The sequence below is a fragment of the Pirellulales bacterium genome (assembly GCA_035546535.1).
Classification (GTDB): domain Bacteria; phylum Planctomycetota; class Planctomycetia; order Pirellulales; family JACPPG01; genus JACPPG01.
In genome coordinates this window covers 1-10,626 of record DASZWQ010000162.1, presented here as the reverse complement: position 1 = coordinate 10,626, position 10,626 = coordinate 1, and the positions used below count along the sequence as shown (strand labels likewise).

Here is a 10,626-nt window from a genome sequence, read left to right as displayed (position 1 = left end):
TTCAACAGGCTGCTAAGCCAGGATTTCGCGGATCACGTGGCCGTGTACGTCGGTCAGGCGGAAATCGCGGCCGCCGAAGCGGTAGGTAAGCCGCTCGTGATCCAGGCCCAAGAGATGCAGGATCGTGGCGTGCATGTCGTGAATGTCGTGGACGTTTTCCACGGCTTGCATGCCCAGTTCGTCGGTGGCGCCATGAATCACGCCGCCGCGAATGCCGCCCCCGGCCATGAAAATGGTAAAGCCCTCGGGATGATGATCGCGCCCGTCGCGGCCGGCCGAATGCGGCGTGCGACCGAACTCGCCCGCCCAGACGACCAGCGTCTCGTCCAACAGCCCGCGCTGCTTGAGATCGCGAATCAAGCCGGCCACGGCCTGGTCCGTGTCGAGCGCGTTCTTCTCGTGCCCTTGCTTGAGCGCGCCGTGCTGGTCCCAGGTGCCGTTGGAAGCGCCGGGCGGGCAGGTAATCTCGACAAAGCGCACACCAGCTTCGATCAACCGCCGCGCACGCAAGCACTGAATGCCATACAGCCGCTTGGTGGGGACGTCCGAGTCGATGCCGTACAGCCTTTCAGTGGCAGCCGTTTCGCGCGCGAGGTCGAGCACGTCGGGCACCAGAAGCTGCATCCGCGCCGCCATCTCGTAGTTCTTGATCGCGCTTTCCACGCCGTCGTCACTGCCGAGCGATTGGGAGAATGCCGAGTCCTGCTCGCGCAGCAGGGCGAGCTTCGCCGCTTGCACGCGGGCGTCGGCATCGGCCGGGTGGATGTTATCGATCGGCGTGCCATCGGCGGCAAACAGCGTGGCCTGATAATTGGCTGGCAGAAAGCCGCCGGAGAAATTCTCGAGCCCTCCGCACGGCACGACGCCGAAGCTGAGCACGACGAAGCCCGGCAAGTTTTCGTTTTCGCTTCCCAGGCCGTAGGTTACCCACGAGCCCAGGCTCGGGCGTCCGGCATTATTCACGCCGGTGTGCAGCCGCAACACGCCGGTCGAGTGCAGCGGCAAATCGGCCTTCATCGAGCGAACCACCGCGATATCGTCAACGCATTGGGCGATGTGCGGAAACAACTCGCTGACTGGCATGCCCGATTGGCCGTACTGCTTGAACGACCAGGGACTTTTCAACCACTGACGATTGCCGTTGGCGGTAGGATTGCTGGAAGTCGTAAACGGCTGTCCATCGATCTCGGCGAGTTTCGGCTTGGGGTCGAACGAATCGACGTGCGACACGCCGCCGTCCATGAAGCAAAAGATCACGCTCTTCGCCCGCTGGCGAAAATGCGTTCGCGTTGCCGCCGCGGCGGTTCGTTGCGGCCGCGCAAGGTTCGTACCTGCCGCCAGGCCCGATAGCGCGAGCAATCCAAAGCCATTGGCCGATGCGGCCAGCATTTCTCGGCGCGAAAAGCGCGCCGGCTGCCGGCCGGGACAGGCCGATGAACTGCCTTTGGTATTCGCCGTGAAACGCGTCATGGGATGTAAACGAATTCTTGCAGGTTGAAAATCGTATGAGCGACATCGCGCCACAGCGGCTGGCTGTGCAGAACATCGGAGTCTGATACCTGGTGTAGCACGGCTAGCTGCGCCACCAGCGCGACGAAACGTTGCCGTTCATCTTCGCGCGCCAGACGGCCGAGAGCGGTCTCGAAGGCCGCATCGATACGGGCAGCAACCGAAGAATCCTGCCGCGCAATCAGCCGGCCCGCCCACTCGTTCGCTTGCGCGAGGACAAAAGGATCGTTCAATAGCGCAAGCGCCTGGGCTGGCACGTTCGTGACGTCGCGCCGCCCCAGGGCCACTTTGCCGCCCGGGAAATCGAAGGCGCTTAAAAACTTCGGCGCTTCCATCAAGTTGTTCTTAATGTAAACGCTGCGGCGGCCGTGGCCGTCGAGCGGACCTGGAAACAAGCGGCGGTCAGCGTTTTCTTTCTCGCGGTACGGTTGAATGCTCATCCCAAACAGCGCCCGGTCCAGCCGGCCGCTCGTGGCCAAAATACAGTCGCGAATCGCTTCGGCTTGCATGCGCCGCGCCGGATAATGGGCGAGCAGCCGGTTCTGCGGATCGAGTTCCGCAGCCGCTTGCGGCGGCAGATCCACCGCGCCGAAGGTACGTGACAGTACGATCTCGCGCACCAGCCGCTTCATCGACCAGCCTTCTTCGACAAAGGTCGCAGCCAGGTAATCCAGCAACTCCGGATGTGAAGGCAGTTCGCCCACATGACCAAAATCATCCACCGTGCGCACGATGCCGGCACCGAATAGATGATGCCACAAGCGGTTGACCAGGACGCGCGCGGTAAGCGGGTTCGTGGGGCTGGCGATCCGCTCGGCGAGTTCCAGGCGTCCGCTACCGGACGCGGCGAACGTTTCGGTGGTGGGCGAGAGCACTTCCAAATAACGCCGCGCGACGGGCTCGCCCGGCCGTGTGCAATCACCGCGAATCAGGACCGGCTGCAAGAAGCCAGGCCCACAGTCGGCCACTCCCGGAACGATGCGTGGCAGCGTAAGCGACGCCTCGACGCGGCGGTAGTTAGCCACGAGTGCCGCAAGCAGTTCGTTGCCTGCGACGCTATTGGTCAGCAGTCCCGCGCGCACGAGTGCGTCGAGCCAGCGCGCGTCGTCGTCGGTCGCGCGGCCTTCGGCCCAGTCTGCGATGGCTGCATTGATGACCGCCGCGTAGCGTGCCGGAACCTCGTCGACCGTCACGTCCGCATCCTTGCCGTCGGCGTGCGCGAACAGGGCCCGCATATGCGAAAGCTCGGGCTTCGGCGGCTCGGCGCCGTCGTGCATCACGACGCGCGTGATACCGAAATACGAGCGCGGATTCTCGGCCGCCTTCTCCCACGGCAGCTTGTAATTCTCCTTGTCGCCACCCAGCGCGCTGAGCTGGTCGGGAAATTTCGGATTGTCGAACATCGTCATCAGCTCGGCATACGTGCGCAGCTGATCGCAATTCTCAGGCGGCGAGAAGGTGATCCAAGCAAGGTCAGGGCTCGTGAGCGCCTTGTAGTTCTTGTAGTTGAGCTGGCAATTGTTCGAGACCAGGCGCAAGGCACTGCTGCGCTGACCGGCGACCTGAAAGCTTAGATTCTTCCGCTGCCCGGTCAGCACGGGCGAACGCAAAGTGCCGTTGAGCTTGTCGGAAAGAGCGTGGGTGAACAGGCCGGCCGGCAAAACGGCGCGCACGATGGCGTCACCCTCGGTCGCGACCGCGAAATCACCGCTCTTGCTTGCAGGCTCACGCAAACCCTGCCCGCCAATCTGCCACTGGTCAGCGTTTCCTCGATCGCTGGCGCCTGCTCGAAAGTCGGCATAGGTGGCGAACTGCGATTGATTCGCGGTGCGTTCCGCATCTTCTTTTGCGTACCATGCGGCCAATTCGCTCCACGATTTGGGAGTCGGCGGCAAAGTGGAGGCCGCAGCAGCGCCGCTGCCGGCCGGCGCCGAGTCCTGACTTGTGCTTGCATTGACCACCAGGCGCCACGGTTCAAACGGATCTTCTCGCGGCGCCTTTTCCACGGCCAGCACGGCCAGCCATTTCTCCAGGCGCGCAACATCAAGCGACGCCGCATCAGGATCAACAGGACGATTCAAACGCTTCGTCTGCGCGGCTTGCATGTAGCGTGCCATGTCACCGGCATCACGCGCCCAAGCCTCGGCCAGCTCGTGGCGCATGGCCGCTTTGATCTCGCGCAGCCGCGCGATGGGGCTGGCGTTGACCTCGGGCAAATCGATGGTGTGGCTCACTTGCCGGCTGCTGCGCAATACTCCGAGCAACGCGTAATAGTCCTCGGTCGAGATGGCGTCCAGCTTGTGATTGTGGCAGCGGGCGCACGCGACCGTGGTGGCCTGGAAGGCCTTGGTGAGCGTGTCGATCTGGTTGTCGGCCAGGTCGTAGCCGATCTGCGGCAGGCTGATGCAATCGTCATGATTCGCCTCGCCGAAGCGGTAGAAGGCCGTGCCGATCACCGACTCATTGAATTGTTCGTTTCCGTTGATGCGCGGATGCGGCAACAGGTCGCCGGCGATGTGCTCGCGCACCAGTTGATCGTACGGCACGTCATCGTTGAGAGCGCGGATCAAATAGTCGCGATAACGCCAGGCATGATGAACTTCGTAGTTCCACTCGTTGCCGTGCGTTTCGGAAAAACGCACCACGTCCATCCAGTGCCGGGCAAAACGTTCGCCGTAGTGCGGCGAAGCCAGCAGGCGATCGGCAAGCCGCTCAATCGCCGGCCTGGTGGATCCTGTCGTGGCTGACGATTCCTCCCAATCGCGCAGAAACTCGGCCATTTGTTCTGCAGTTGGCGGCAGACCAATGAGCACCAGCGACAATCGCCGGGCGAGCGTGCGGGCTTCAGCCGGTGGCGCCGGCGGCAGGCCACGCTCTTCGAGAGCCGCCAGAATGAATCGATCGACAGGGCCTGCCGGCCAGGCCGCGTCGCGCACATCCGGAATCGGCGGCTTTACAACCGGCCGTATGCTCCACCAGTCGCGCCGCGCGCGCATCGTGTCGTCCCACGATTCGCCGGCAGCCGGCGGAGGAGCCTCGTCGCGCGGGTCGGGCGCGCCCATCTTTATCCAGGTTTCGAAGTCCGCGATCACGCCCGCCGGCAGCTTCCCCTTGGGAGGCATGTGCACCGCGTCGGGGCTGTAGCGAACGGCAGCGATCAGCAGGCTTTCGTTGGGCTTGCCCGGCACGATGGTTTCGCCCGAGTCACCCCCTTTGCGCAGGCCGTCGCGGCTATCCAGCAGCAAGTTGCCACCCAGTTTCTTGGCCTGGGCCGAGTGGCATTCGTAGCAGTGGGCCACCAGCACCGGCCGCACCTTGGTTTCGAAATGCTCCAAGCCCGCATCGCCGGCTCGCGCCGCGCTGGCCGAAATGCCCAGCGCAATGAGCACGTTCACAAGCGGCTCGGGACGACGCATCGGGGATTCTCTCCTCGCTGCCAGGGGGTGGGTTGCAAAAGGGGCAGCGCCGTATCGTCAGGCGGGTCCGTCACTTGACGGCGCACGGGGGGCCAAATAGACCATTACTAATCTAAAAGCCCGGCGAGCTAACCGCAACGTTTTGGCGGCCGGATGGATAGCATGATCTCGGTTCGAAGGGGTTATTTCTGCCGCCAGCCGTCATTTTTTGCAACACGCAGCCACATCTGCTCCGCATCCCACACGCAACGCACAGCCCAGGAGAGAACGATGTTTCAGAGCGCATTGTCGATTGGCCGGCTTCTCGTCTTGAGCGCGATCGGAATTGCCGCAAGCACACAGGCGACCGTCCGCGCCGACGAGCCGCCCGTCGCTCCCGACGCCAAAGTCGAAAAACTGTTTGAAGGGAGCGTGCTGACCGAGGGAGTCGCCGTTGCGCCGGATGGCCAGATCTATTTCAGCGACATCACGTTTTCGCACGTCTCGCGCGATCCCAAGGGCGTCATCGAAGCCGGACACATCTGGCATTACGATCCCACGACGGGCAAGACGACGATCTTTCGCTCGCCCAGCGGCATGTCGAACGGCATCAAGTTCGACGCGCACGGCGACATGATCGTGGCCGAGGGAGCCGACTTCGGCGGCCGACGCGTCACGCGCACCGACATGAAAACCGGCAAGAGTTATATCATTGCCGGGCTCTACGAAGGGCGCCCTTTCAATTCGCCGAATGACATTACGATCGACAAGAAGGGACGCATCTACTTCAGCGACCCGCGGTATATGGGATACGAAGGGATCGATCAGCCGCTCGTGGGCGTGTATCGCATCGATCCTGATGGTTCGATTCACCGTATCATTACCGACGCCGGCAAGGCCAACGGCGTCGCCGTCTCGCCCGACCAGAAGACGCTGTACGTCGTCAGCAACGAAAATGGAGCGACCAGCATCGATCGGCTGGGCTCGTCGACCGGCCAGGCCGACAAGGTGGCGGCGCCCTTGCGCAAAGGGTTGATGGCGCTCCTGGCTTATGACCTCGCGCCGGATGGGACCGCCAAGTTTCGCAAGACGCTCGTCGACTACGGCACCTTCGACGGGCCCGATGGACTGGTCTGCGACAAAGATGGCAACCTGTGGGTGGCCGTGCGGGCGGAGAACCGGCCGGGCATATATGTTTACTCGCCCGAGGGCAAAGAACTCGGTTACATCAAGACCGAGGTTCCCACGAACGTCGGTTTTGGTCGCGGCCGGGACGCGAAGACGTTGTATATCACGGCAGGCAAAAGCCTATATCGCGTACACGTGAATCGCGAAGGCTATCACCTCCCGGCCGCGAATTAGCACGCGCTTCGAGGGTGGCATGGGGCGTTCACTGTGGTACGCGCTGCGCCGCTGGTATCGCGCTTGCGTTTGGCGTTTCCGGCAGGTCGTCTACTGGCCGCGACGCCGATGGTCGCGCGCGCCGGCCGCAGAATTGCCCGACACAACGGCCCAGACGGCAGAGTCCCCGCAGCAAACGGCGGCGGCCGCGTCGCGGTCGGCTGTGCACCGGATTCGCTGCGCCGAAGTGTGGGGTGGAATTCGCAATGCCGAACTCGAAGCGGTCACCAGCGGCGTCCGCGCCAGCCTCTTCAGCAACTCGTGCGAAGGGGGCGAAGGAGGAGACGTCTATTACTTCAGCGTCTGCGGCGCCGATTCACTCACCCGTGTGGCGCTGGCCGATGTGACCGGCCACGGCCAGATGGTGAGCCAGGTTGGTCGCTGGCTGTATGACGCGCTCGCGGCGCGAATGAATTCGGTGCGCGGCGACCGCGTGCTGTCGGAATTGAACGATCTGGCCGAGCATTACGGTTTCGCGGCGGTTAGCACGTTGGCCGTCGCGCAATTCTATCGCCGTAATTCGCAGCTCTATGTATCGTACGCCGGCCATCCTCCCGCGCTGGTCTACCTTCGCAGCAAAGGGCGCTGGCAGCCTGCCATTGTTCCGGAGGAGGCGGGCCTGGTGAACTTGCCCATCGGCGTCAGCGATGAGACGCGCTATGCCCAGCATGCGATGCCGCTGGCCAGCGGCGACCGCGTTTTGCTGTACACCGACGGCGTACTGGAAGCGCCCGGGCCGGATCAATCGTTATTCGGCCACGCACGGCTATTGTCGGTTGTCGAGCAAAATGCTGGGGCGCCCCTGGCTGAGCTGCGCACCGCGATTGTCGACGCCCTGCGAAGGCACACGGGCGGCCCCCTCACGCATGACGACGTCACGGTGCTGGCGCTGGAAGTCATTTAATAGCTAATAGTCGACGCAGATCTCGTCGGGGAGAGGCATTGTGCGTCCGATGGCGTTACAATGTCAGCAAGTGGATTCGCGCACGTACTAGCCGTACAACGTGGCCAGGGCTGCACGGGGGAGAGGTATGTCGCACAGGATGTTTCGGCATCTGTTGTGGCTGGCATGCGCTGCGATTTTCGTGGCTGCCTGGTGCGGTGGCTCAGTGGTCGTTCTGGCGGACGATGGTTCTCCCGGCCAGGCTGTTGCCGCTGAGACGCCCACTTCGAGAGAGTCATCGCCGGGCGACAACCGGCTGATGGCGGCGCGGATCGATGCGCTTTTGACCGCTGATTGGAAGGCGGCAGGCCTCGCACCCGCGGTGCCGGCTGACGACGCGACGTTCATCCGCCGGGCATCGCTCGATCTGATCGGTGTCGTGCCGACCGTGGGTGAGGTGCGCGCCTTTCTGGCCAGTCGCGATCCACAGAAACGCGCCCGGCTGATCGACCGGCTGACTGCCTCGACGTTGCACGCCGATCATCTGGCCACGACCTGGCGCCACATGATGGTGCCGCGTGGGGGCGGCGTCGATGGCGTCGCGGGCCAGGCCGGCTTACAGAACTGGCTACGCGGACAATTCGCCAAAAACCTGCGCTACGATCAGCTCGTGGCCGATTTGCTGGTCGCCACCGGCGCATCGCAGGAGGGACCGGGGCTGTTCTACACGGCCTATGATCTCAAACCGGAGGAGCTGGCAGCCAATACCGCGCGAATCTTTTTGGGCATACAACTGGAGTGCGCGCAATGCCACGATCATCCGTTCGATCGCTGGACGCAGCGCGATTTCTGGGGCTATGCGGCCTTCTTCGCCCGCATTGGGCGCGGCGGCGAGATGCAATTGGGGCGCGGGGCGCGCCTGGTGGACCGGGAACTAGGCGAGGTGATGCTGCCTGGTTCGGACACGGTCGTCGCGCCGCGTTATCCGCGCGGCGAAGGGCCCACCGCAGCGGACACCGGTACGCGTCGCGAGCAATTGGGCATCTGGATGGTGTCGCGAGATAACTCCTTCGTCGCTTCGGCGGCTGTCAATCGGGCGTGGGCTCACTTGTTCGGGCGCGGCCTGGTCGAGCCGGTCGATGATCTCAGCGAGCGCAACCCTGCCAGCCATCCGCGGGTTTTCCAGGAGTTGGCCGAGTACTTCGTTGCCACCGGTTTCGACTTGAGGAACCTGCTACGAACGCTCGCCAACACGCAGGCTTATCAGGCCGCGTGCGTTACGGGGGATGCCGACCCGCCGGTCGAGAGCTTTGCCCGCATGCCGATCAAGACGCTGACGCCCGAGCAGTTTTACGACTCTCTCAAACGTGCTTCGATGGCGGCAACGGGAGCCGGGGAGAAATCCATGCGGAGCGAGTTGGGCGATTTCGATCTGGTCCGGCAGGAATTCGTCGACAAGATGCAAGTGCCGAGCGCGTCGCGGCTCGATTATGACGCGGGCGTCGCACAAGTGCTGTTATTGCTGAATGGACCAGAGACGTCGGCTGCCACGACGAACCCGCAAAGCGGCCTGTTGGCCGCACTCGAAGTGCCGGTTCTAACAGACCGGGAACGCGTGGAAATCTTGTTTCTGGCCACGCTCGCGCGACCGCCCAACGAGCGGGAAACATCGCAGTCGCTCGCAAGGTTATCTCGCGCCGACCAGGAACCGATCGAGCGTTCGGCGGCGCTGGGAGACATTTTGTGGGCCCTGTTGAATAGCGCCGAGTTCGGCGTGAATCATTGATCGAATCACTCAACCACAGGACATGCCACCGCGGAAACGAGGTGCCTGATGCGAGGCAAACCTGCTGATGGTCTTTCGGCCCTGCCACATCGGCGACAATTCTTGCGCGCCGCGGGTATGGCCGCGCTCGGCTACAGCGCCAGCGGGTGGCTGCCACAGCTTGCCCGCGCACTGGCCGTCGGCGAAAAGCGCCGGCGGCATTGCATTGTCCTGTGGATGAGCGGCGGCCCCAGCCAGCTCGACACGTTCGATCCGAAACCAGACCATGCCAACGGCGGCGAATTCAAAGCGATCGACACTGCCGTTCCCGGCCTGCGCGTCAGCGAGCACTTGCCGCGACTCGCCACGCATGCGAAGCACCTGGCCATCTTGCGTGGGCTGAGCACGAAGGAAGGCGATCATGGCCGCGGCACTTATTTAATGCGGACGGGGCACGTGCCGGGTGGCCCGGTGCGCTATCCGGCGATCGGCGCATCGCTAGGCAAGGAACTTGGCAGTGACGAGGCCGAACTGCCGCAATACATCAGCATCGCGCCGTATCAGCAATTCAATCAGGCTGCGTTCGGCGCGGGCTTTCTCGGTCCGCGCTATGCGCCGGTGCTGGTCGAGGCGCGGCGCAGCGCGCTGCCGGCAGGCGCGACAGCCGGCAATGACGCGCAATCGGGTGAAGGGGGCTGCGTCGACTTGCGATTCGAAAACCTTGCCGCCGGTGATGCGTCGGTGAACGCGCGCCTCGGCGAGCGCGTGCAATTGTGGCAAGAATTCGAGAGCGGTTTTCTGGCGGCGCATCGCGCCGGGGCCAGCGTTGGGCATGAGACGGTCTATCGGCGCGCGCTGCGAATGATGAATAGTCCCGCCGCCGCGGCATTCGATTTGGCCAGCGAGCCGCGCGCGGCGCGCGATCGTTATGGGCCAGGCGTGTTTGGGCAGGGTTGCCTGCTCGCCAGGCGATTGATCGAGCAAGGCGTGGCGACGGTCGAGGTGAATCTGGGCGATTTCACGGGGGCAGCCGGCAATTGGGACACGCATCAAAACAATTTCGCCACGGTCAAGGAGCTGTGCTCCCAACTCGACGCGGGATGGAGCTCGCTTATGGAAGATCTGGCCGACCGCGGGCTGTTGGACTCGACCACCATCCTTTGGATGGGAGAGTTTGGTCGTACGCCCACGATCAACGCGGCCGGCGGCCGCGATCATTTTCCGAATGCCTGGAGCTGCGTCCTCGCCGGCGGCGGTATCCGTGGCGGTCAGGCCTATGGCAGCACCAGCGACGACGGCATGACGGTCAACGAGGGAAAGGTAGCCGTCGGCGACGTGCTGACCACGCTGTGCGCGGCGCTCGGCGTTGATCCGCGGCAGCATAACCTCGCCGAGATGGGACGGCCCATCGCCATCGCCGAAGGTGAGCCAATCCGTGATGTGCTGGCGTAGAGATTTGTGGCGTTCGCGCGATTGCCGTACTGAGTTGCGCGCTTTATTAGTTGAACCCGATCGTCCTCTGGAAGTTTTGCCCCTCACCCTGCCCTCTCCCGCAATACTGTTCGGCACGCTTTTTGCGCCATGGGTGGGTGTGTTATTTGTTGAAGCCATCTCAACCGAGGGAGGGCTTGCAATGACACGGAGGTCGACGCCGGCGGTGGTTGCGGGGAAGT

The 10,626-nt window shown here is 63.4% G+C and carries 6 protein-coding genes; 4 read left to right on the top strand and 2 right to left on the bottom strand.

Annotation, left to right across the window (positions count from 1 at the left end; all coding sequences use genetic code 11):
* Positions 1-12: 12 nt before the first annotated feature.
* The gene (locus VHD36_19440) at positions 13-1,470 is read right to left on the bottom strand and encodes a DUF1501 domain-containing protein (GenBank protein ID HVU89511.1); all 1,458 of its coding nucleotides are present in this window, start codon (positions 1,468-1,470) and stop codon (positions 13-15) included.
* Positions 1,467-4,925, bottom strand: coding sequence for a PSD1 and planctomycete cytochrome C domain-containing protein (locus VHD36_19435; GenBank protein HVU89510.1), 3,459 nt, complete (start codon positions 4,923-4,925; stop codon positions 1,467-1,469). The genes VHD36_19440 and VHD36_19435 overlap by 4 nt, the downstream gene beginning before the upstream one ends.
* A 270-nt stretch (positions 4,926-5,195) precedes the next feature.
* Here VHD36_19435 and VHD36_19430 point away from each other — a divergent pair, with 270 nt between their 5' ends.
* From VHD36_19430 to VHD36_19415, 4 genes are all read left to right on the top strand, one after another.
* Positions 5,196-6,266: an SMP-30/gluconolactonase/LRE family protein gene (locus tag VHD36_19430; GenBank protein ID HVU89509.1), complete on the top strand. Its 1,071-nt coding sequence runs from the start codon at positions 5,196-5,198 to the stop codon at positions 6,264-6,266.
* A 19-nt stretch (positions 6,267-6,285) separates the two neighbouring features.
* A complete protein-coding gene (locus VHD36_19425; protein ID HVU89508.1) occupies positions 6,286-7,209 on the top strand; it encodes a PP2C family protein-serine/threonine phosphatase in 924 nt (307 codons plus the stop codon).
* Between the two features lie 139 nt (positions 7,210-7,348).
* On the top strand, positions 7,349-8,974 hold the full coding sequence (locus VHD36_19420; protein ID HVU89507.1) for a DUF1549 domain-containing protein: 1,626 nt from the start codon (positions 7,349-7,351) through the stop codon (positions 8,972-8,974).
* A gap of 48 nt (positions 8,975-9,022) precedes the next feature.
* Positions 9,023-10,405 carry a DUF1501 domain-containing protein gene (locus VHD36_19415; GenBank protein ID HVU89506.1) on the top strand — a complete coding sequence of 461 codons (1,383 nt, stop codon included), beginning with the start codon at positions 9,023-9,025 and terminating at the stop codon, positions 10,403-10,405.
* Positions 10,406-10,626: the final 221 nt, after the last annotated feature.

What these genes read in the sequence shown, in the direction of transcription:
- VHD36_19440 (HVU89511.1), bottom strand. Translation starts at nt 1,470, where the DNA reads ATGACGCGTTTCACGGCGAATACCAAAGGCAGTTCATCGGCCTGTCCC.
- VHD36_19430 (HVU89509.1), top strand. Translation starts at nt 5,196, where the DNA reads ATGTTTCAGAGCGCATTGTCGATTGGCCGGCTTCTCGTCTTGAGCGCG.
- VHD36_19420 (HVU89507.1), top strand. Translation starts at nt 7,349, where the DNA reads ATGTTTCGGCATCTGTTGTGGCTGGCATGCGCTGCGATTTTCGTGGCT.
- VHD36_19435 (HVU89510.1), bottom strand. Translation starts at nt 4,925, where the DNA reads ATGCGTCGTCCCGAGCCGCTTGTGAACGTGCTCATTGCGCTGGGCATT.
- VHD36_19425 (HVU89508.1), top strand. Translation starts at nt 6,286, where the DNA reads ATGGGGCGTTCACTGTGGTACGCGCTGCGCCGCTGGTATCGCGCTTGC.
- VHD36_19415 (HVU89506.1), top strand. Translation starts at nt 9,023, where the DNA reads ATGCGAGGCAAACCTGCTGATGGTCTTTCGGCCCTGCCACATCGGCGA.